Annotated in this window: 15 protein-coding genes and 1 rRNA gene; 10 read left to right on the top strand and 6 right to left on the bottom strand. The window is 48.0% G+C overall.

What is annotated here, in order from left to right:
* The first annotated feature begins 5 nt into the window (after positions 1-5).
* Positions 6-1,586, top strand: coding sequence for an ABC transporter ATP-binding protein (locus EL628_RS28120; RefSeq protein WP_126583293.1), 1,581 nt, complete (start codon positions 6-8; stop codon positions 1,584-1,586).
* A 72-nt stretch (positions 1,587-1,658) separates the two neighbouring features.
* Here EL628_RS28120 and EL628_RS28115 read toward each other — a convergent pair whose 3' ends face one another.
* From EL628_RS28115 to EL628_RS28100, 4 genes are all read right to left on the bottom strand, one after another.
* Complete coding sequence (locus EL628_RS28115; protein ID WP_126583292.1) at positions 1,659-2,639, bottom strand: 2-hydroxyacid dehydrogenase; 981 nt, start codon at positions 2,637-2,639, stop codon at positions 1,659-1,661.
* Positions 2,640-2,846: 207 nt separating this feature from the next.
* Positions 2,847-4,040: a DUF4097 family beta strand repeat-containing protein gene (locus EL628_RS28110; RefSeq protein WP_126583291.1), complete on the bottom strand. Its 1,194-nt coding sequence runs from the start codon at positions 4,038-4,040 to the stop codon at positions 2,847-2,849.
* A 156-nt stretch (positions 4,041-4,196) separates the two neighbouring features.
* A complete protein-coding gene (locus EL628_RS28105) occupies positions 4,197-6,101 on the bottom strand; it encodes a serine/threonine-protein kinase (protein WP_126583290.1) in 1,905 nt (634 codons plus the stop codon).
* A gap of 220 nt (positions 6,102-6,321) precedes the next feature.
* Positions 6,322-7,776: a hypothetical protein gene (locus tag EL628_RS28100; protein ID WP_126583289.1), complete on the bottom strand. Its 1,455-nt coding sequence runs from the start codon at positions 7,774-7,776 to the stop codon at positions 6,322-6,324.
* Positions 7,777-8,125: 349 nt separating this feature from the next.
* Here EL628_RS28100 and EL628_RS28095 point away from each other — a divergent pair, with 349 nt between their 5' ends.
* A complete protein-coding gene (locus EL628_RS28095) occupies positions 8,126-9,109 on the top strand; it encodes a DUF4352 domain-containing protein (protein WP_126583288.1) in 984 nt (327 codons plus the stop codon).
* 307 nt (positions 9,110-9,416) lie between these two features.
* Positions 9,417-10,559: a hypothetical protein gene (locus EL628_RS28090; RefSeq protein WP_126583287.1), complete on the top strand. Its 1,143-nt coding sequence runs from the start codon at positions 9,417-9,419 to the stop codon at positions 10,557-10,559.
* 152 nt (positions 10,560-10,711) lie between these two features.
* Here the strand turns inward: EL628_RS28090 and msrB are convergent, their stop codons facing one another.
* Positions 10,712-11,122: a peptide-methionine (R)-S-oxide reductase MsrB gene (gene msrB / locus EL628_RS28085; protein WP_126583286.1), complete on the bottom strand. Its 411-nt coding sequence runs from the start codon at positions 11,120-11,122 to the stop codon at positions 10,712-10,714.
* Positions 11,123-11,363: 241 nt separating this feature from the next.
* On the opposite strand from msrB, the gene EL628_RS28080 reads away from it, so the two are divergent.
* Positions 11,364-12,341, top strand: a complete 978-nt coding sequence (locus EL628_RS28080) for a COX15/CtaA family protein (RefSeq protein ID WP_161975837.1) — start codon at positions 11,364-11,366, stop codon at positions 12,339-12,341.
* Between the two features lie 94 nt (positions 12,342-12,435).
* Here the strand turns inward: EL628_RS28080 and EL628_RS28075 are convergent, their stop codons facing one another.
* A complete protein-coding gene (locus EL628_RS28075) occupies positions 12,436-13,068 on the bottom strand; it encodes a LysE/ArgO family amino acid transporter (RefSeq protein WP_126583284.1) in 633 nt (210 codons plus the stop codon).
* A 407-nt stretch (positions 13,069-13,475) separates the two neighbouring features.
* On the opposite strand from EL628_RS28075, the gene EL628_RS28070 reads away from it, so the two are divergent.
* The 6 genes from EL628_RS28070 (at position 13,476) to EL628_RS28045 (ending at position 21,733) form a co-directional block, all read left to right on the top strand.
* The gene (locus EL628_RS28070) at positions 13,476-13,715 is read left to right on the top strand and encodes a helix-turn-helix domain-containing protein (protein WP_245994509.1); all 240 of its coding nucleotides are present in this window, start codon (positions 13,476-13,478) and stop codon (positions 13,713-13,715) included.
* Positions 13,716-14,002: 287 nt separating this feature from the next.
* Positions 14,003-14,653: a DoxX family membrane protein gene (locus tag EL628_RS28065; protein ID WP_126583282.1), complete on the top strand. Its 651-nt coding sequence runs from the start codon at positions 14,003-14,005 to the stop codon at positions 14,651-14,653.
* A gap of 308 nt (positions 14,654-14,961) precedes the next feature.
* Positions 14,962-15,789: a sensor histidine kinase gene (locus tag EL628_RS28060; RefSeq protein ID WP_126583281.1), complete on the top strand. Its 828-nt coding sequence runs from the start codon at positions 14,962-14,964 to the stop codon at positions 15,787-15,789.
* A gap of 40 nt (positions 15,790-15,829) precedes the next feature.
* Entirely contained in the window at positions 15,830-16,570 is a 741-nt protein-coding gene (locus EL628_RS28055) for a response regulator transcription factor (RefSeq protein WP_126583280.1), read from the top strand.
* 584 nt (positions 16,571-17,154) lie between these two features.
* Positions 17,155-19,515 carry a phosphoketolase family protein gene (locus EL628_RS28050; protein WP_126583279.1) on the top strand — a complete coding sequence of 787 codons (2,361 nt, stop codon included), beginning with the start codon at positions 17,155-17,157 and terminating at the stop codon, positions 19,513-19,515.
* A gap of 739 nt (positions 19,516-20,254) precedes the next feature.
* A 16S ribosomal RNA gene (locus EL628_RS28045) occupies positions 20,255-21,733 on the top strand.
* The last annotated feature ends 145 nt before the right edge of the window (positions 21,734-21,878 follow it).

Genomic DNA, 21,878 nt, shown 5'->3' with positions numbered 1-21,878 from the left:
TATTCATGCAAGAGAGTACGACAAGCGCTACAAACCAGTCTTTTGCGGTAGAGATGCGCGATATCTGTAAGGCGTGGCCGGGCGTAGTGGCAAATGATCGGGTCAATCTGCGTGTGCGCAAAGGTGAGATCCATGCTCTCGTTGGCGAAAATGGGGCGGGTAAGTCAACCTTGATGAATATCCTTTATGGCCTGGTTCATCCTGATAGTGGAGAGATACGTATTCATGGTCAGGCAGTGCAGATCAACGGCCCCCGTGCTGCGATTAAGCTGGGTATTGGAATGGTCCATCAACACTTTATGCTGATTCCTCCCCTGACAGTGGCAGAAAATATTGTGCTTGGCAATGAGCCAGGGGGGATCGCTTCAGCTTATAAGCTCCAGCAAGCTCGAGCAGATATTCTGGCTTTGAGCAAGCAGTATGGCCTGCCGATCGATCCTGACACCAGGATTGAGAAGCTGTCGGTTGGTTTGCAGCAGCGTGTCGAGATTTTAAAGATGCTCTATCGAGGAGCTGATATCCTGGTGATGGATGAACCCACAGGCGTTCTGACGCCACAGGAGACGGACGATCTTTTTGCGGTACTACGCACACTGGTTGAGCAGGGCAAGACAATTATTTTCATCACCCACAAATTGCGTGAGATTCTTGCCATTACAGATACGATTACCGTTCTGCGACGTGGTAAAAATGCTGGTAGCCTGGTTACCCGTGAGACCAATCAGAATGAGATTGCACGCTTGATGGTCGGTCGTGAAGTGCTCCTGCGTGTGAATAAGACCCCTGCACAGCCAGGGGAAGTTGTGCTCAATGTGCAGGGGATCAGGGCACAGTCAGATCTGGGCCTGGAGGCATTGCACACTATCAGCTTTGAGATTCGTGCTGGTGAGATTCTAGGAATTGCAGGGGTTGAGGGCAACGGTCAGTCTGAACTGATTGAAGTTGTAACGGGCATGCGGAAGGCTACTGCTGGGACTATCACTCTGTCATCTCAATCAGAGAGGCAGATGATCGAGCTAACGGGATTGGGTGCTAAGAAAGTCAAACAGGTTGGTGTGGCGCATATTCCAGAGGATCGGCGTGGGAGTGGTCTGGTATTGGAGGAGTCGATCATCGATAATACGGTGCTTGGTCGCCAGCGCTGGCCGCGCTTCTCGCGCAGCGGCTTTATTTTACGCTTAAATCATATCGCTCGTTGGGCGCAGAAGTTAATTCAAGACTTTGATGTCCGTACTCCATCGGGAAGCGTCCCGGTAGGCTCGCTCTCAGGTGGCAATCAGCAAAAAGTAATTATTGCTCGTGAGCTTGCATGTGACCCAAAAATGCTTGTCGCAGCTCAACCAACACGTGGCGTAGACATTGGTGCCATTGAGTTTATTCATCGCAGCCTGATTGAACAGAGAGATGCTGGTAAAGCGATTCTGCTGATCTCTGCCGAGCTAGATGAGATTCGCTCGCTTTCTGATCGGATTGCTGTCATGTATGAGGGCCGGATTGTTGACATTGTCTCACCAGAGGCGACAGAAGAGCAGTTAGGTATCTTAATGGCTGGCGGTATTCATCAGGAGAGTCCCGTTCAGGCCTGATGGCCAGGTCGTTAAAACAGGCTTTCAAAAAGAGAGAGAACGACGTATGTCTCTCTCTCTTCTTTTTTTGGATTATGAGTAAAGTTGACGGCGCGGATGTGGGGGCTGATTCGCAAGATACTGGAGCATTTCGCCTTTCATATAGCGTGTAATATTGGCGGCAAAGAGTTTGCCGCCCTCGTGATAGAAGGTATCAGTAATGCCAGCAATATGCGGCGTAGCAATAACATTCTGTTTGAACAGAGGATGCTGAGGATCAACAGGCTCTTGCCAGAAGACATCTAAGCCAGCCCCGGCAAGATGTCCGCTACTGAGAGCTTCCTCCAGTGCAGTATGATCGATCAGACCGCCGCGAGCAATATTGATGAGATACGATTGAGGCTTCATGGCCGCCAATTGTTCACGATTGATAAGATGATGGCTCTCCTGATTATAATTGACACAGATAATGGTGTAGTCTGCCTGTTGTAAGGCTAGCGCTAGCTCAGTTGCTGGATAGATCTGTTGAAACTGTATGCCTTGAGGAAGTTCTCTGGCTGGATTTTTGCGCACTCCAATGAGCGTCATACCAAAGTTCTGCAAGCGCAGTGCCAGGGCTGTCCCGATATCTCCCAGGCCGATGATACAGACCGTCTTACCCAGAAGTGCGCTTCCAACAGGCCGCCCCCATCCGGTTCTTGTGGCCAGGAGATGTTGTGCTGATGGGAGAGAGCGTGAGAGGGCCAGCATCAGAAGGATCGCATGCTCTGCTACCGCCTCTCCGTTTGTTCCCGCCCCTGGTAAGCGTGCAACCCAGATCCCTTTCTCCGTTGCCGTCTGGATATCTACGGCCTCTAAGCCAACGCCGAACTGTTGGATCAGACCAAACTGGCCTTTTTCTACAATCTCTTTGCCTAAAGTAGCCCAGAAAGGCACAATGATATCAACTCCATCCAGATGATCGATCACAGCCTCACGTGCACACGTCAGGATTTCATGGCCCGGTAAAAGAGGCGCAAGGCCCTCCCACCGCCAGCCTTCAGAAAACCATTCCTTGCAGAAAAGAATGCGCATACCATGTCCCTCTTCTATATTTATACAAGTAAAAGGGTAAGCCTTCTGTTTGAAATCTCACGTTACTCTATCAATAAATAGACGCAACTGAATAAAATTCTCTAAAATGCTACCCTATTTTTTGAACATACGATAGTTATTCGTCAAGTGTTTGCGAACTTCATAACTCAACGATAATTCTCGCGCCTTTCCTGCAAAAGTAGATACTCATGGCTGACTGATAAGATGAAGCGAGCCATTCTGGGTATGTAATTTTAAGAGGGCCTGAGGAGAAGTGCCAACGTTAGTACTGCCAAAAGCGTTCTGTACTGAACCATTTGTTGTGGTGGCATCCAGAGAGAAGGAGCTCGTAGAGGGAAGTGTCAGATCGACATCCCCATTAGTCGTCGTGAGAGTATATGCGCCCTTCGGATCGATAGACCCATCAAAGCGGATCGAGCCATTCTGTGTCTGTAGAAGCGACTGACCACTCATCGCCATCTCTCGTGCAATGACATCACCACTCGTCGTTGTTGCTTTAACCGCTCCCTGAATCTTTTGGAGATGAAGCGATCCATTCTGTCCATCGAGTTTGACGGCACCATGAATATTTTTGGCCGTAATATCACCATTTGTGGTATGGACATCGACAGGGCCATTGATATCTTCTAGATCCAGCGTTCCACTCTCTGTAGATGCTGTAATACCCTGTCCGCCGTGAACATCAATCGAGCCAGAATCCAACGCAAGTTGTAAGGATGTTGTCTGAGGAATCGTAATGGCAAAATCAATCTCGCGTAGCCAGGGATCGGTATGGACAGTCAGTTCCTGATGCCCCTGGGCGTTGGTAATCTGATCATAAAGAATATGCACACTCGTATAATCGGGAGCATTGAGCGTCCCATGTTTGCGTGGTTCTACCGTCAGAGTGTCGCTATCTGCGGTCTGTACGCTCACATCTCCGGCATGCAATTTTAATTTTAAGAGGGCATGATCGCCAACATGAAACATGCGCGGATTATTGTCAGCCGCCGCCGGAGGAGGATTCAATGGTCCATGCACTTGTTGAAGCGAGGTAAAGATAAGCACGATCATGATCAAAGCAGCTGCTGCCAGCGCCAGAAATAACCACCATCTGCGCTTTTTGGGTTGTTTGAGCGAGGGTGGTGCTCCCCAGCCAGTCTGCGTCCCAGAAGATCTTTGTGTTTGCTCGACTGGCTGATAAGGTAGATAAGGAATATGCTGGTCAGCAGATTGATTGGTCGGTCTCTGCGTTGGCGCAAGAGGAGGCTGAGATGGGTAGAGAGTGGAATCTGGAGAATGAGGCTCTGTTGGCTCAGAGTGGGCAGCCCAGCGCGTAGCATCGGAATGAGGGGGAACGTGCGGCTCAGTTGGAGCCGACCAGGGATCATTGTTTGACATTACTCTTTACTCCAAAAAATCTAGCAGATATGGGAGCTTCCCTTATAGATTTACATTTTCACGCATAAAATCATTTCCATTATCATCATGGAGTTCTTCTCTATAATACGAACCAGCCACCTACTTTGCTCAGAGTCTAGTAAATCTAGTTCCGTCTCAAGGGGCTACCCAGACCTGGATTAGTCTGTCATCACCGCCGGATGCCATATATTTGCCATTGGGTGACCAGGCCATAGTACGTACTGGCGCAGTATGAGTAAATGTCACCAGCTTGTAATTTGTCATCGTATCCCAGATCTGGATCGTTCGCTCATTACTGGCATAAGCAAAACGCCTGCTATCGGGAGACCAGGCGACAAGTGAGAGCGGAGCGAAATCTCGATAATTGAGTACCTCGCGATTGACCGTTGTATCCCACATTTGAATCAGACCATCTTCTCTGCCACACGCCACACGCGACCCATTATAGACGCTTGAGGATGAGACGGAGGAGGAAGAATAAACGTTTGCCGACCAGGCCACCGTCAACACTTTCGTCGGAGCCCCCAGATAGAGCGCAATATTTTTGCCTGTTGAGGCCTCCCAGGTCTGCACAGAGGTATCATCTCCGCCTGACACAATATAATAGCCGCGCCCAGAGGTTGAAGTTGGCCCATGGGGTGCCCATGCCAGCGCATTCACTTTATCTGCATGCCCTCTATACATAGTTAATGTCTGTCCCGTTACTGCGTCCCACACCTGGATGATGCCATTGTTTGCCGTAGATGCTATGATAAGCTGTTGGGGGGCCCAGGCCATTGCGCGAATAGTCTGTCCATGATGGCCTTCATAGCTGACGAGTAAGCGGTTGTTTACAAAATCCCAGACCCGTATGATGCCATCCGCCCCGGCTGTTGCAAGGCGTGAGCCATCGGGGGACCACGCCAGTCGTTGCACCACTTCCGAGGCATCTGGATAGACCTGATGACGATTTCCGCTCATCGCGTCCCAGGCATGGACCATCTGATCCTGACTGGCAGACATAATGCTCATACTATCAGGGGACCAGGAGAGAGACGAGATCGGGTTGGTATGACCTTGATAGCTACAGACGACGCTTCCAGCTGGCATTGCAGGGATCATTGATGCCGATGGGGTGATAGCGATCTTCTCATTCGTCCATGGGACACTTATACCAAGAAAGGGAGTCACTGTGCCGACGGTTGAAGGAAGACTGGCTGGTCCAGCGAGTGGCCTTGTGCCAGTATCATCTAACTGGCTGGCTTGTTCTAAAGCGACCGCAAATGCACGTATATTGGTGAAGCGTTTCGCTGGATCTTTTTCGAGTGCCGTCATCACCACCTGCTCTACAGCAGGTAAGATAGTTGGTACTTTTTTGCGCATGGGAGGGGGAGGGGCCGCAAGATGCTGTGCAATGATCTCGTTTACCAGGCCATCAAAGGGTCGTTTACCTGTTAACCATTCATATGTAATCACCCCTAAAGAATATTGATCGCTGGCCGGTTGAGGTTTCCCCTGTATCTGCTCTGGTGCCATATAATGAAGCGTGCCTGCAACATCTTGAAGATTTTTATACTGCAATGATTGCACCATAAGAGCGATTCCAAAATCATTGAGAAGAACCTCATTCCGTCTGCCTAATAACATATTCTCTGGTTTTACATCTCGATGAACCAGCTTCTCATCATGGGCATATTGTAGTGCATCGGCCATCTGTTTTACATAGGCGATAATAGAAGGGAGAGGGACAATTGCCCCATCGGCATAACGTTGACGGAGTGTACCATTGGGAGCGTAGTCTAACACAAGAAATGGGATAGTATCTTCCATCCCAAATTCCAGGACACGGACAATATGAGGATGAACAAGACGGGCAATATTGCGGGCCTCTGTATAAAACAGATCTATAGGATAATTCTCTGTTTGCGTTTTAATGATTTTAATGGCGGCATGAGTGCCAAGATAGATATGTTCTCCAAGGTACACTTCGGCAAATGAGCCCTCTCCTAATAAACGTGTAAGTTGGTAATTGCCGATCTGCCGTTGTAGATAGTCAACCATATGCACCCTCTCTAGAGAAATGCTTGTCCCTTCTTCTTCTGACAGGAAAGATATGCGATGATACTCAAAATGAGAGATTTTTATGCATATCGTCACATCCTGCTCAGGCTATAACTCATCTGAGCGTCAGCGAGTAATAAAGCATATAAAGGAATGTAAGTTCAAATGTGTTACATTATTGATAAGGCATGGTTCAAAACCATGTGACACTTTTGAACAGTCAAACGACAAGAACAGGATAGCCCAACGCGGCAAGCCAATCAGGCTGATCTTCGGTCGATCCTGTTCGTTGTAAAGGGGAGAGCCCCTCATGAAGTCCACGAGGTGCAATCCGATGATTCTGCCAAACAGCCAGCAGTGCAAGCATTCCTGCAGAAAGCGTGCGATGAACGGCCAAATGAGGCCGCACAATGCTGTGCCAATTTTCAACCGCACTGCTGGCTCGAACCGCTCGATCCCAAGCCGTAAAGAGAAGGGAAGCTTGCGCTTGCCACAGCGATGGAAGATCACGCAAGAGATCCTGGCTGCTTGGGCCAAGCACGCTTCGCCGCTGCCATGCCCATGCCAGCAACGCGACGGCTTGAGAGCCCAACCGCGAAAGCGCCTGCTCCTGGCTGCCATCGAGCAGTCGGGCAAACAACAAGGCATGAGGCAAGGCCAAACGCAGTTGCTTACTCAGCATCGCAAGGTGCTGCTGCAAGCCCGGTTGCGCCAGCATCGCCACCTCGTCGAGCAGGGCAACGATGGTTTGCAGTTCCTGTTCTCGAAACGAACTGCTCATGATAGCCCCATCATGCAACACGACCACATCCAACAACGCATGCAACTGTTCACACAGATAGCGCACCGCATCGGCAACCGATTGCATTTGAGCCAGGACGATGTGCTGTTGGTGCAGCGTTCTGCCCGATGGTCTTCCTTGAACGTGTTTTCCCGCCGCGACGCGTTCGGCTTGCCGTTGCAGCGCTGGCAGGCGGTCTTGTTCGGCTTTCACAGCTCGCTCAAGACGCCCTTGAACTTGTGCCGCGACGTGAAAGAGATGCCACACATCTCTTTGATGGGTCTGGTCGAGTTCCAGATGGCTCAATGCATCAGCAATGGCCCGGCCTCCGTCGCTGACGGTGTGAACGGGCTCAATGCCTTGTTCGCTCAACGACCACAACACCAGCGTCCAGCTTTCGCCATCGACCGCCACGGGAGGGATGCTCGCCCACACTTGTCCGCTGTGAACATCAATGACATTGAGATAGGCTTTGCCGCGCTGGCTACTGTATTGCTCATCGAGAGCCAAGGTTCGTGGTGCTTGTGCACGTTGTCGGTTCATCCACGCTTGCGCACGTTGCCCCGCATCTTGGATGATCGTGCAAATACTTCCTATGCTGATGCGTATGCCATGCAACCGTTTGAGCGTCGATTGGATGCCTCGATACCTGGCGTGGTTTTCGATCAACAAGGTCAGAACCAGTGTGGCAAGCGACGTTTTTTGCTTCAGTGGGACCAGCGGTGCACCCATCGCTTCATGCAGCGCTTTGCGCCCGCTTGCCGCCCACCGATACAAGGTCTGACGGGACACCTGATACATTCGGCTCAACTGACTCACCAATCCATGACGTGGCTGGGCCAACATCTGAGAAATGATATCAACGCGCTGCTCAATCGTGCTACAATGATTCATGTTTCCTCCCTGAGAACGGTGTTGTTTTTTTTGTCAAAATCACCTTATCTCTCAGGGATTCTTTTTGTCAATCGTCGCGCTTATGTGTCACATGGTTCTCACTCCATTTGAACCATGCCTAAGTTCACAAATAGCATAGCACAAAGCCAGAAAAAAAAGAATGCCTCTTCAATTCCCTTCAAAAAATGCGATCTTTCATAGATTTGAGAGGTGACCGTTCCTGTACTTTTCTACGTTTGCTTGTGTATATTTGCATTTTTATTTATACTTAAAAGTGGTTAGTTTATTCACCAGTAGAAAAGGTTCTATGATTGATGAGTTTAAAAAATGAGATAAGGATATCAACTCGATGAGCCAGAATCCTCAAGAGCTTCAACCACCAGCCAATCATGATGATAGTGTACATTCAGAGTATTCAGCTACAGACGATCAATTAAAATCCGCTTCCTCACCTTTTCCAGCAGGTACGGCATCAGAACCGGCTCAAGAGCCATCTGAACCAGATGCATCCCAGCCGCCTGTCAACCAGACAAATGTGATCGCCAGTCAGGAAGAGCCAATAGCAGCGCCACCTGCAAATAATGAGCCTTTACAGGAGATAGCACCTGCGGTTCCCCCACCAGTTCTTCTCCAACCACCATCTCAAGGCCATCCATCAGCAGGTGCGCGGCCAGGGAACCAGCGTCCACCTGTAGGGCAGGCCAGTATGCCAGGAGTCTTTGCCCCGCCAGCCCCTGGATATGGATATACTTTTACTGCACCCGTAAGGAAAACGCCGGCGTGGGTCTGGATTGTCATTTCAATTTTGGGAGGTACCCTGTTATTGTTCTGTGCTGCATGTGGACTGGGTGGTCTGGCTGTTGCGAGTATTGTCTCATCGGCCAGTCGTTCAAATGTTTTTTTTGCAACACCAACCGTTGCCGAAGTGGGTAAGACAAACAACGCTGTTGGCGTCAAGTGTACCCTGTACTCAGTAAAGGTGTTGCCAGACGATTCTACAAATCTAGCTGGCCCCAATAAAGAATATATTGTCATTCATGTAAAAATACATAATACAAGTTCACAAGAAATAGCCTATTCTCTAGATGATTTTCAAGTCATCACTTCTAATGGTGTCGTATTAACAAATGATGGGGTTACTCCTCTTACCTATACTGATGATAATCAATTGGACTCCGGGCGCCTCATTGAAGATGGATATATAGAGGGGGATATTATACTTCAGGCACCAGACGACGATGCCGGAGCAAAACTTCGTTGGACTCCTGAAGGCTCTCCTTCATTCACCCGATATGAATGGAATATCGGTGATGATATTGCCAACAGGCGATAGATTGAAGGTGGTGGATTTTTAATCGAGAGCATGATCGAGCTAAAGAATAAAGGCAATAGAGAAAGGTTGTAGAGCAGATAGGATCTACAACCTTTCCTGGATAAGAACGGGCTTGCAGGTTCATCAGAAGATCACAGGATACCTGTAGAATCTTGTGGGCAAAATTTCTTGAAACTCTCGTCTGAAAGCAGTAGAGATATGTTATACTGCTCTACAAAACAACCTCTACTTTTAAAAAAAATCTTTAAGAGGGGAGCTCTCTAGTGCTATTGAGGGCTGATATTTTGATTTTGAAAGGCAGTGTGCCGTGAACACGTCTGAAAGTGCACAGGATTCGTCGACATCCCATAGTCAGGAGTTACCTGAAGAGTTTCGCTATTTCCGCGAGGCTGTGTTGCATCGGCCAACAGATTCCACTCTTGATGGAAAGGTTGAAGAGTGGGCCTATATTCTTGCGGCCTGGCGTCAACATCTTGCTCATTCTCGCTATCGCAAACATGCATTAAAATTATTATTGCCCATTCTTGATAGCTATAGTGGCCTGTGTTTTCAGCGCTATCAAGAGAAGGGTTCAGCAGATGATCTCGAGCTGACCTTACGGCTTTATGAGGAAGCGGTGCGCGAAACAACACAGGACTCGGATGATTTATTGCGGCGTTTAGAGGGGTTGGGGTTGGTGCAGGGGATGCGCTACAATCAAACAAAGGATCTGACGGATCTCGATGCCATTCTTCAGACATTGAAGCGAGCGGCAGAGCTGGTGGCTTCAACCTCTACCTATCCACAATACCTTTATTTTATTGGTGAATACTATAAAGAACGTTATCGTTTAACAAGGAGCAGCGAGGATCTTACACTGACAATCGAGTATCTGCAAGATTCAGTGGATCGTGAAACATCACGCAAAAAAGTGGATGCGCTCTATCTTCTTGGTTTTATGTTTCGTGAACGTTATAGCTATAGCGATAATAATGAAGATCTTAAGCTGGCCATTGATACCTGGCATGCGGCCTTAGATCTAATGAAATTATACGAGCCAGATGCCCCTGGCCTGCTTGAAAATATTGGTGCGACCTTTGCTCAATATTATGAGCTCTCTCAATCTCATGCTGCCCTGGAAGAGGCTATTCCCTTCTGGCAGCGTATTACCGCGCAACTTTCGCGGCACTCCCCTATCCTATCAGCCTGCTATACTTTTTTAAGTTATTGTTGCTTTATGCGCTATGTCTATACGGATGAGATGGATAACCTGAATCAGGCGATAGAGGCGTCTGAGAAAGCAGTTGAGCTCTCTCTTCCCAATTCAGAGGAGCATATTCGTAACTTAAATAACCTGGGCAACACGCTTAAAGCACGTTATGGAGTGACAGCAGAAAGTGCTGATCTTAATCGTGCAGAACAGTGTTTTGCCGAGGCTGAGCAGATGAATAAGCGGGTACCAGCGAACTAACGCGTCTTGCTGGAGTTTGAAAGTCTCTATTTTCATGCTATATAAAATACTTTTGCCTCTGTGAAGATTATGAAGGCGCAACCTGATGCGCCTTCATAAAAAAACATGGTGAGTTCAAGCTACGAAGAGACTTTGAGGAGCGTAGGAGTGAATTACGCTTTTGGTTTTGGAATAAAGCGCAACGAAACAGAATTAATGCAGTAGCGTTGACCAGTCGTTTCACGTGGACCGTCATTAAACACATGCCCCAGATGTGCACCACAATTTTTGCAGATGACCTCTGTACGTTTCATAAAAAAAGAATTATCTTCGTGTAGCTCAACATGTTCACGATGAATAGGGTCATCAAAGCTAGGCCAGCCACAGCCAGAATCATATTTAGCATCAGACGAGAAGAGCGCCTGTCCGCAAGCTACGCACTCATAGGTTCCGTTATCATGATTTTTATACAGCGCCCCCGTAAAGGCACGCTCAGTTCCCTTTTCACGCGCAACGTGATACTGTTCTGGGGTAAGGCGTTCTCTCCAATAAGCGTCAGGTTTATCGCGAAGATTCTCTGTCATAACCTTGTTCCTTTCAACATCAGTTCTTCCATAGAAGATAACACTAAACACGTCTCAATTGTTTCCTTTTTACCACTTCTTTGTTCCCCGCGTCTAAATCTGAAGTACTACATGGGGGGACTATTCACATTTTCCTCCTGGTTTTGTTACTATTGTAAGAGAGACAATTCACGGCGGATGGATGAACTGTTCTGAGAAAGAAGTAGGGGCGTCAGAGGATCCATCTCTAGTAGGAAAGATCATGAATAAGTATTTATTAAGGACACTGGCTATTATAACTGCCTTTGGCGCATTTACGATGGTGTTGTTGGGGGCATTAGTCACAAAAACAGATTCTGGTCAGGGCTGTGGGCAGACCTGGCCATTGTGCCATGGACAACTTTTGCCAGACTCCATGAGTGTAAATGCCTTTTACGAGTATGGGCATCGTATTACCTCTGGAACCGGAGGTTTTCTTATTGTTCTCTTAGCTCTCTGGGCCTGGTTAAGTTATCGGAAAGACATCCATGTCAAAATTCTGGGCTTTCTCAGTGTCTTTTTTGTCGTCTTACAGGGTGGTCTGGGAGCTTTAACGGTTGTGTTTGAGGGGTCTTTTGCCAAATACCCTCTGCTAGCTCTTCATTTTGGCTTTGCCCTTATCTGTTTTGCTAGTGTCATGTTATTAACCGTACGCCTCTTTCAGATTGAAGATGCCAGGCGCCTGGATTTGTTGACAGCGAGCAAGCCAGCGACAAAGGGGCTACAATATACCATCTGGGCCCTGATGGCCTATATCTATCTGGTCATCTATTCTGGTGCCTTAGTTCAGCATACAGAATCGGCGTTAGGATGTGGCACCCAGTTCCCTGCCTGTAGCTCTACATACCTGCCAGGTTTTGATTCTCATGCAGGCATTCAGATGTTGCATCGGTATGGTGCGGCGAGCATCTGGCTCCTCTTACTGGCCTTTCTGATCATTATTATCAGAAATTATGGAGTGCGTCGTGATCTTGTGATAGGGAGCTGGCTGGCCTTTTTACTTGTTTGCCTTCAGGCAGTAAGCGGCGCTATGACCGTCTTGACAGGAGTTCAGTTGATCTGGGGCATTATCCATACCACCTTGATCGCCTTCCTTTTTGTCGTGTTATCCTATCTGTGTATGCAGATTGGTTGGCCCTGGAAATTGAGATGGCAGCAGAAAAAGAGTCTCGTTGCACAGGATCAAGGGCAGATCGCTTAAGTGTCCAGTTTCTCCTGCCCTGGATAAAGGGATAAGCAAACAGAAAAGCGCTTTGATGGAGTTTGTCCAATCAAAGCGCTTTTCTGTTTGCCTGTTAGTGGACCAGCGCTGACCAGATAAGAGATCCTGCAATCCCCCACATGACGACGCCCACAATGCAATCAAGGATGCGCCAGGCCAATGGCTTGCGAAAGAGCGGTGTCAGCCATGCTGCTCCATAGGCCAGGCCAAAAAACCAGCAGAAGGAGGCGGACATAGCCCCAATCGCAAACGACGAGCGTTGCTCGAGAGGATAATGGGCTCCAATGCTTCCAACGAGGACAACTGTATCGAGATAAACATGCGGATTAAGCAAACTTAACGCCAGAATAGTGAGAGCGGTTGCTTGGATACTGGGTGGAGGTGGTTGCGTTGCATCCACCTCAAGGGAGGCAGAATGAAGAGCTGAACGGAAAGACCGTAGCCCATAGATGAGTAGAAACGCCGCACCTCCCCAGGTCGCAATCAATGCTAAGAGCGGAATAGAGGTAACAATTGTCCCAAAGCCAGCAACTCCGAGCGTAATCAGGATAGCATCGCAGAGCGTGCAGATACATGCCGTCACAAAGACATGATGTCGTTTGAGTCCCTGACGTAAGACAAACGCATTCTGAGCACCAATAGCAATAATCAGGCTTGCCCCAAGTGTAAAGCCACTGAGGAGAGCGGAGAGAGAGATAGGTATCATTGCGATTGTTTTTTCGCCCCTTTTTTTCTAGCATATCAAGCAAGGAGATGTAAAGCAAGAGGGCCCATAACTCAGAGCCAGGATAAATCGAGATGAATAGTGTTGTATTCACCATAGCTGATCAAATCGAAACAAATCAAGTTTCGATTATTCCCGTTTCTTTTCTCCCCGCGATTGAGGCTTATTCAACTATGTTGCGCCCTCTTTACGAAGCGAGAAAGATGAAATGATATGTATCATTTCTGTTCTTTCTTACGTGTTTCTTGTATCTTAACCTTTTTAAAGGAGCCTTGTTGAAAAGCTCTCCCATAATAGAACAAATGAGTTGATAAAAAATGGACGGACAGGGAGTGCACCGTTTGGTGGCTGCAAGGAACTGCGGAGAGAAAGAATGGAGCAAAGGTGTAGTGGCTACTCAAAACGAACCTCAAGAACAAGGCGAAAGTGGTCTGCGTGGTGGTGAATTATTAACAGTGCGTGAAGTTGCTAAGCGTTTACGTGTAGATACAACCACTGTAAGGCGTTGGATTACGCATGGATTATTAGAGGCTATCCCCCTTCCTCATCGAGGCAAGCGTCAAGGGTATCGTATTAAAAAGCAGACGCTAGATAAGTTGCTTGCAGGGCCACCTCTCACTGATGTTTGATACTTCCCAGGCTTGAAAGAGGAAAAGCCCCTGTTCCTACTGCATCGTCACATGAGACTCAGTAGGAACAGGGGCTTTTTCTTTGTCCATTTCTTTTTGAGATATCGCTGTGATTTCATTTTACGTGCTGTGATATCGGAGTGATGCATATAAATTATTATAAAACTGTCAAGTAGAGCAAGACATAAATCGATTCAATATAAAGAGAAATTTATTTCTGGTTTTGCTTGAATCATAAAAAATTTACGTGTCATTATAGAAGTTATTGATTCACAAGGAGAAAAAAGATGCGTGCTTTCAATGCTGTTAGTCCTCGTTCGGCCACCCAGATTCCTGAGCCTCCGATTGCTAAATTCTTGTTTGCTGATACGCGAATGGCCTGGGTCTGGCTAATAGTTCGTCTTTATGTTGGATATGAATGGTTAACAGCCGGTTTTGAGAAAATGACTGGCTATAGCCTCTTTGGTCAGGCACAGAAGGGTGGAGCGTGGGTGTTTAGCGGTCATGATGGAGCAGCGATCACGGGTTTTGCTACTGGTGCTATCAAGCTCTCGTCTGGAGCCCATCCTGCGGTGCAAGATTGGTACGCTTCGTTTTTGCAGAATGTTGTAATTCCAAATGCAGCCTTATTCGCTTACCTTGTTACCTTTGGTGAAGTACTGGTAGGTCTGGGTCTGATTTTCGGCATCCTGACTGGTATTGCCTCCTTCTTTGGTGTCACGATGAACCTGAACTACCTGCTGGCGGGTACTGTTAGTACCAACCCGATCCTTGGCTTCCTGGCTCTCTTCCTGATTCTGGCCTGGCGTATTGCTGGTTACTATGGTGGAGACCGCTATATCCTCCCTCTTCTGGGAACACCATGGACTGGTTCTCTCGCTACTGAGAAAGGGAAAGCCCGCCTGGCCACGGCGAAACCTGCAAGTACAACGGTATAAGCACAATGATAGCTAACGAGAGAGATACCATGCTCTCGTGGAGCTCACACAAGGAGCTGAGATGAGACCCCTTCAAGTCTCATCTCAGCCTCGCTATTAAGAGAGTGAGCGACATCTGGTGGAGAGAAAAGTGTAGCGATGGTACAAAGGTTGAGCTTTTGTGAGTTCATTGTGATATCTATGCTTTGTGTGTGCTTTCTTTGTGACTGCCTTCACTCTATAATTGAGACTGATGAGTAGGGACAGTGCAGAACTAATTAGTTGTAGAGTACATTCAAGTGTTGGCAAGGGATATTGAGCATAAAACAATGCATGAAACTGAGATCCTTAACGCAGAAATATTAGCTGTTGTAAGTCATGAGTTGCGTAGCCCATTAACAGCAATTAAAGGCTACGCATCAACTCTCTTACTCCATAAAAATCGCATTTCACCTGATGAGCAGCAAGAATATCTCTCTGCAATTAGTGAAGCGAGCGATCGGATGGAGATTGTGGTTGAGCGCCTGTTACAGTTATCATGGCTTGAAACGGGAGCCACTTCAGTACATCTCACAACAGTTGATCTGGGCCATCTTATGAAAGAAGCAATTGAGTCTTTCGGACAGCGCCAGACGAGCATTGCACGTGCTCATGGGAGGAATTTAACATCTGAACAGACTGTTTTTGACGTACAGATAGCTTCTCAGCAAGGCACTATTGTTCAAGTTGATCGGCAGCTCTTTAGAATTGTCCTTGATAACTTGCTAGAGAATGCGGTCCTGTATGCTGCGGATAATAGCCATGTTGAAGTAGGGATCTCTGCTCTCCAATCGTTTCAGTGTCAAGCCATAGATGGAGGATTTCTTAGAGGACAAGAGGAGTCTGTACAGCAAAAGCTGCTGTCATTGTCATTCAAACCAGTGATTGAGATCTGGATACGTGATTCTGGTATTGGTATTCCTGCTGAACATCTTCACCATATTTTTGATCGCTTTTATCGTGTCGATACACGTTTAACACGCGAAGTTGGTGGTCTGGGATTGGGATTAACGATCTGTAAATATATTGTTGAGCTACACAATGGGCTCATCTGGGCAGAAAGCCTCGAAGGTAAAGGAAGTATATTTCGTATTGTTTTGCCATTGCGTGAGAGATAGGACATCTCTTGTATACACATTGTAAGGAGTCTCTTTTTGTATGCCTCTAAAAAGAATAACAGTGTTAGTTGCTGATGATGATCCCCAATTGTTGCGCTTAATCACGCGGAATCTTCAATTTGAGGATTATACTATTTTGACGGCTAGCGATGGAAAACAAGCACTGGAAATGATTGAAGAGTATACTCCAGATCTGGTCCTGCTGGATGTGATGATGCCAAGGATGGATGGCTTTACCGTTTGTAAAAAAGTGCGCGAATTTTCAACTGTTCCCATCATTATTATTACCGCACGTGGTCAGGATCAAGATAAGGTTTATGGACTTGATCTTGGGGCCGACGACTATTTAACCAAGCCGTTTAGCATTGAAGAGCTGCTCGCACGTGTTCGTTCTGTCTTGCGCCGTTCTACCTTTGCATCAAATGATGGTGCCTCAAATCACGCTCATATGCGGACAATCCTCAAAGTTGGAGATCTGATCATTGATTCCGCGCAACATCAAGTCCTTATGGCCGGTCAAGATGTACCTGTATCACCGATAGAATATCGTCTGCTCTTCTATTTAGCACAAAACGCGGGACGTGTTGTCACACAAGATCTTTTATTGAGCCACGTCTGGGGTGAAGAATATATGGGCGAAAGCCATATGTTGCAGGTAAATATCAATCGTTTGCGTCGAAAATTGGAGATTGATCCCTCCCATCCACGTTACATTCGTACAAAGGTTGGTATTGGATATATGTTCGTAAATCAATCCGAAGAGCATGCAATAAAGCCATAAAAACACGTAAAGCGTGAAAAAAACTCAATGCCCCTTCAGTTTCAAGTGGTGACTTTTATGCGGTCACCACTTTTTTTTGTCCAGTATAGGAAGAATATCCATAATTTTCACACCCCAAAATAAGAATTCAGTGCCCCTCATTCTTATAATTCATAAAAAAAACTTGTTGCATGAAAGTAAAAAATGCATCATTATTCAAAAAACCTTCAATATATTTGAGAAGTATGACATGTAAAAATAAAAATAGTCTGTGATAGTATTGTGATCTGGCAGAATGACAGGGTGATAATAGTGTGATACCAGGTAAGTAAGATACATATAGCAAAAGTTGAACTTGTCTATACGCGAGGACAAAGGTTAGAATCATAGTATATAATCGGGTTAGAGATTGAACATGGAAGTATATTGATTGGCGTAGGAATGAATTCCACCTTTCCTGAAGCGATATAAATGAGTGGACTTATTCATTCAAAGCGGAGTACCGTTTTTTAGAAAACGATGCCTGCCTGGAGTGAAAGAAGATACTGTCAAATACATGGTTACCAATGAAGCGAAGTTATTGTAAGGTTTTTTTGGAGGATAGGATGTCAGTAATTGACCAGAGACAACTTGAGCTAATGGACAGATATTGGAACGCAGCCAATTATCTGACTGTAGGACAAATTTATCTACAAGATAATGTGCTCTTGAAGGAACCGCTCCGCCCCGAGCACATCAAACCTCGTTTGCTTGGTCACTGGGGAACATCTCCTGGTCTTAGCTTTATTTATGTCCACATGAATCGGTTGATTCAGGAGAACAATGTCAGTGCCATTTATCTGGCGGGTCCCGGCCATGGGGGCCCGGCTCTGGTAGCCAGTGCTTATCTAGAAGGAACCTACTCAGAGATTTACCCTGAGGTTTCGGAGGATGAAAAGGGTCTCCACCGTTTATTCCGCCAGTTCTCGACGCCGGGCGGTATTCCCAGCCATGTGAGCGTTCCTACACCTGGTTCGATTCACGAAGGCGGTGAGTTAGGATATGTGCTCTCACATGCCTTTGGTGCAATTATGGATAACCCGGATCTGCTTGCAGTGGCAGTCATTGGCGACGGTGAAGCAGAAACAGCTCCGCTGGAGGGTGCCTGGAAGAGCGTAAAGTTTATCAATCCTGCTCGAGATGGAGCAGTCTTGCCAATCTTACATTTGAATGGGTATAAGATTGCTGGACCAACCGTACTAGGTCGCGAAGAAGATGATCAGATTCGCAAACTTCTGGAAGGTCATGGGTATGAAGTCTTTTTTGTTGAGGGCGATGATCCTATGACTATGCACAAAGCATTTGCTGAAGTGCTTGATACCTGTTATGGGAAGATTCGTGAGTATCAGATCGACGCTCGTACAAATGGCTTTAGTAAGGCACCCTTCTGGCCAGCAATTGTCTTGCGCACGCCAAAGGGATGGACGGGCCCAGGCGAAGTTGATGGCACGCAAGTGATTGGAACTTTTCGTGCGCATCAGGTCCCTGTCTCGGAAGTAAAACAGAATGCAAGCCACTTGCGTATTCTTGAGCAGTGGCTCCGTAGCTATAAACCAGAAGAGATTTTTGACGAGAATGGTCATCTCAAGCCTGAATTGGCAGCACTTGCTCCTCAGGGCGAATTGCGTATGAGCGCCAACCCTGCGGCAAACGGCGGTTCGGCTGATCTGCCAGCTTTAGATGTTCCTGAATTTCGCGATTATGCTCTGGCGGTGACCAAACCTGGCACCGAGCGTTATGAATCAACGCGCCAACTAGGCAAATTTATGCGTGATATCTTTACACGCAACGCTAAGAACAAGAACTTCCGGCTGTTCTGTCCAGACGAGACCAATTCCAACCGTTTAGGCAACGTATTTGAGGTGGAGAATCGTTGTTCGACTGGGAAACTGCTCTCTGTTGATGATCATGTTACACCAGATGGCCGTGTGCTTGAGGTCTTAAGCGAGCACCTTTGTCAGGGTTGGCTAGAAGGCTACTTGCTTACAGGTCGTAATGGATTGTTTGCAACCTATGAAGCATTTGCGATGGTCTCTGCCTCAATGACCGTTCAGCATGCTAAATGGTTGCAGGAGAGCTTGCATCTTTCGTGGCGTAAGCCCATTCCTTCGTTGAACATTCTGCTTACCTCAACCTGCTGGCGTAATGACCACAATGGTTTTAGCCATCAGGGCCCTGGACTCATTGATATTGTGTTGTCGAAGAAAGGCAATGTAGCTCGTATCTATCTGCCACCGGATGCAAATTCATTGCTGTCCATCTCTGACCATTGTTTCCGCAGCCACAACTACGTGAACCTGATTGTTATTGATAAGCAGCCTCAGTTACAGTGGATGAGCATTGAAGAAGCCTTTGAGCATTGTAATCGTGGCCTCTCAATCTGGAAATGGGCCAGTAATGATGATCAAGTTGAGCCAGATGTGGTTCTGGCCTGTGCTGGAGATGTTCCTACATTGGAGACAGTTGCGGCAGCCTGGTGGCTCCGTCAGCATCTGCCAGAGTTAAAGGTTCGTGTTGTCAATGTTGTTGATTTGATGACACTCTACCCACCAGCATACCATCCGCATGGCCTGAGCAATGAAGCTTTTGTGGAAAACTTCACAGAAGATAAGCCAGTTGTGTTTGCCTTCCATGGGTATCAACGTGCCATCCATGAGCTTATTCATGGCCGTCCAAACACGCATCGCTTCCATGTTCGTGGTTTTGTTGAGGAAGGAACAACAACAACCCCCTTTGATATGGTTGTTCGCAATGGTATGAGCCGCTATCACCTGTGCATTGAAGCATTGAAGCATGCCAAGCGCGTTCGAAATCTAACTCCTGGCTTGATTGCTGAATGTGAAGATCTGTTGGTCAAGCATGAGTCATATGTTCGAACAAACCTGGAGGATATGCCAGAAGTTCGTGATTGGGTCTGGACAGACTAACTTACTATTCTTGACGCCCTCGATCTGCTATTCAGGTCGAGGGCTTTCTGATTTTCTAGCTATAGGGTACCGCATCCAGAAGAGAAGATGAAGAGGAGTTATCAGGCCGTTTGGGATCTATTCCTTTACCTTAAGTACTTGATTTTTTGTTGTTAGGAATACTGCCTGGAAAAGCACTTGACGGCCTTTCTCTTTCATGGTATACTCCGTGAGCTGTCGTTTCCAGACAATCACTCTCCTGGAGGGTGCTCCTGTCCGCAAACCCCCGGCTGTGCCACGGTAACGTGGCCCCTCAGGAAGATTCCTTCCCGATGATGTGCACGACCACACGGTTCGTCCGTAGGTCTTTCAGCCCTCTTCAGAGGCCGGAAGCGTCCACACCACGGAGAAGAAGGACTTTCGGGACAGGCGAAAAAACTCAACGAGAAAACGCTTGACAGACCCCGAGGAATGTGAGATACTACAGCAGTCGTCGCGAGAACGCCAAAACAACGCAATCGAGCGAGACACCCGAGAGCTACGGTTCTCGATCAGTCGCACTTTGACAACTGAAGAGTGGAAAGCAGAACAGTAACTGGTTTTACAGAGTAACAAGACACCAGTTCCTGTCAATTCAATCACTTAGCGTGAGCTAAGTGATGCAAATCTGCGAACAAGCCAAGCAATAAACACTTGGACTGGATCGCGAACTACACAATGCATTTTCGGGAGGCCCGCTGTGGCTCTCTTGAACATAAATTGGATGGCGAGTTTGATCCTGGCTCAGGATAAACGCTGGCGGCGTGCCTAACACATGCAAGTCGAACGCACTCAGCAATGAGTGAGTGGCGGACGGGTGAGTAACGCGTGGATTATCTGCCCCAAAGTGAGGAATACCGGCGAGAAATCGCCGACAATACCGCATATGCTCGCAAGAGGAAAGCTCGCAAGGGCGCTTTGGGATGGGTCTGCGTCTGATTAGCTAGTTGGTGAGGTCAAGGCTTACCAAGGCGACGATCAGTAGCTGGTCTGAGAGGACGATCAGCCACACTGGGATTGAGAACGGCCCAGACTCCTACGGGGGGCAGCAGTGAGGAATTTTCGTCAATGGGGGCAACCCTGAACGAGCAACGCCGCGTGCAGGATGACGGTTTTCGGATCGTAAACTGCTTTTCTTGGGGACGAGAACGGACGGTACCCAAGGAAGAAGCCCCGGCTAACTACGTGCCAGCAGCCGCGGTAATACGTAGGGGGCAAGCGTTGTCCGGATTTATTGGGCGTAAAGCGCACGCAGGCGGTCAGGTAAGTTTGTACTGACAATCTCCGGCTCAACTGGAGAGGGTGTATGAAGACTGCCCGACTTGAGGGCTTCAGAGGGACACGGAATTCCGGGTGGAGTGGTGAAATGCGTAGATATCCGGAGGAACACCAATGGCGAAGGCAGTGTCCTGGGAAGTACCTGACGCTCAGGTGCGAAAGCCAGGGGAGCGAACGGGATTAGATACCCCGGTAGTCCTGGCCGTAAACGATGACCACTAGGCGTTGGGAGGTTCGACCCTCTCAGTGCCGGAGCTAACGTTTGAAGTGGTCCGCCTGGGGAGTACGGTCGCAAGATTAAAACTCAAAGGAATTGACGGGGACCCGCACAAGCAGCGGAGCGTGTGGTTTAATTCGATGCAACGCGAAGAACCTTACCAGGACTTGACATGGAATTGCACCAGCGGTAACGCGCTGTCCCTTCGGGGCGGTTCCACAGGTGCTGCATGGCTGTCGTCAGCTCGTGTCGTGAGATGTTGGGTTAAGTCCCGCAACGAGCGCAACCCCTGTCGTTAGTTGAATGATCTAACGAAACTGCCGCGATCAACGTGGAGGAAGGCGGGGATGACGTCAAGTCAGCACGGCCCTTACGTCCTGGGCGACACACACGCTACAATGGTCGAGACAAAGAGTTGCGAACCCGCGAGGGGGAGCCAATCTCGTCAAACTCGGCCTCAGTTCAGATTGGAGGCTGCAACCCGCCTCCATGAAGTGGGAGTTGCTAGTAACCGTAGGTCAGCACACTACGGTGAATACGTTCCCGGGTCTTGTACACACCGCCCGTCACACCACGAAAGTCGGCAACACCTGAAGCCGCTGGGCTAACCCTTCGGGGAGGCAAGCGTCGAGGGTGGGGTCGGTGATTGGGGTGAAGTCGTAACAAGGTAGCCGTACCGGAAGGTGCGGCTGGATCACCTCCTTTCTAGGGAGCTTTGATGGACCTTTCTCAGCAATGAGCAAGCACCTCCATCCACTCCTAGGTCGAAACAGGATACTGATGGTTGCTTTGAGCGACCAGGGACTGCGTTTGGTTTCCACTCTCCAGTGGTTGGGGTTTCCCCTGATCA

The organism is Tengunoibacter tsumagoiensis, assembly GCF_003967535.1.
Classification (GTDB): Bacteria; Chloroflexota; Ktedonobacteria; order Ktedonobacterales; family Ktedonobacteraceae; genus Tengunoibacter; species Tengunoibacter tsumagoiensis.
Note: the sequence above shows the minus strand (reverse complement) of the source record. Positions and strands in the feature narration are given on the sequence as shown.

What these genes read in the sequence shown, in the direction of transcription:
- EL628_RS28120 (WP_126583293.1), top strand. Translation starts at nt 6, where the DNA reads ATGCAAGAGAGTACGACAAGCGCTACAAACCAGTCTTTTGCGGTAGAG.
- EL628_RS28115 (WP_126583292.1), bottom strand. Translation starts at nt 2,639, where the DNA reads ATGCGCATTCTTTTCTGCAAGGAATGGTTTTCTGAAGGCTGGCGGTGG.
- EL628_RS28110 (WP_126583291.1), bottom strand. Translation starts at nt 4,040, where the DNA reads ATGTCAAACAATGATCCCTGGTCGGCTCCAACTGAGCCGCACGTTCCC.
- EL628_RS28105 (WP_126583290.1), bottom strand. Translation starts at nt 6,101, where the DNA reads ATGGTTGACTATCTACAACGGCAGATCGGCAATTACCAACTTACACGT.
- EL628_RS28100 (WP_126583289.1), bottom strand. Translation starts at nt 7,776, where the DNA reads ATGAATCATTGTAGCACGATTGAGCAGCGCGTTGATATCATTTCTCAG.
- EL628_RS28095 (WP_126583288.1), top strand. Translation starts at nt 8,126, where the DNA reads ATGAGCCAGAATCCTCAAGAGCTTCAACCACCAGCCAATCATGATGAT.
- msrB (WP_126583286.1), bottom strand. Translation starts at nt 11,122, where the DNA reads ATGACAGAGAATCTTCGCGATAAACCTGACGCTTATTGGAGAGAACGC.
- EL628_RS28080 (WP_161975837.1), top strand. Translation starts at nt 11,364, where the DNA reads ATGAATAAGTATTTATTAAGGACACTGGCTATTATAACTGCCTTTGGC.
- EL628_RS28075 (WP_126583284.1), bottom strand. Translation starts at nt 13,068, where the DNA reads ATGATACCTATCTCTCTCTCCGCTCTCCTCAGTGGCTTTACACTTGGG.
- EL628_RS28065 (WP_126583282.1), top strand. Translation starts at nt 14,003, where the DNA reads ATGCGTGCTTTCAATGCTGTTAGTCCTCGTTCGGCCACCCAGATTCCT.
- EL628_RS28060 (WP_126583281.1), top strand. Translation starts at nt 14,962, where the DNA reads ATGCATGAAACTGAGATCCTTAACGCAGAAATATTAGCTGTTGTAAGT.
- EL628_RS28055 (WP_126583280.1), top strand. Translation starts at nt 15,830, where the DNA reads ATGCCTCTAAAAAGAATAACAGTGTTAGTTGCTGATGATGATCCCCAA.
- EL628_RS28050 (WP_126583279.1), top strand. Translation starts at nt 17,155, where the DNA reads ATGTCAGTAATTGACCAGAGACAACTTGAGCTAATGGACAGATATTGG.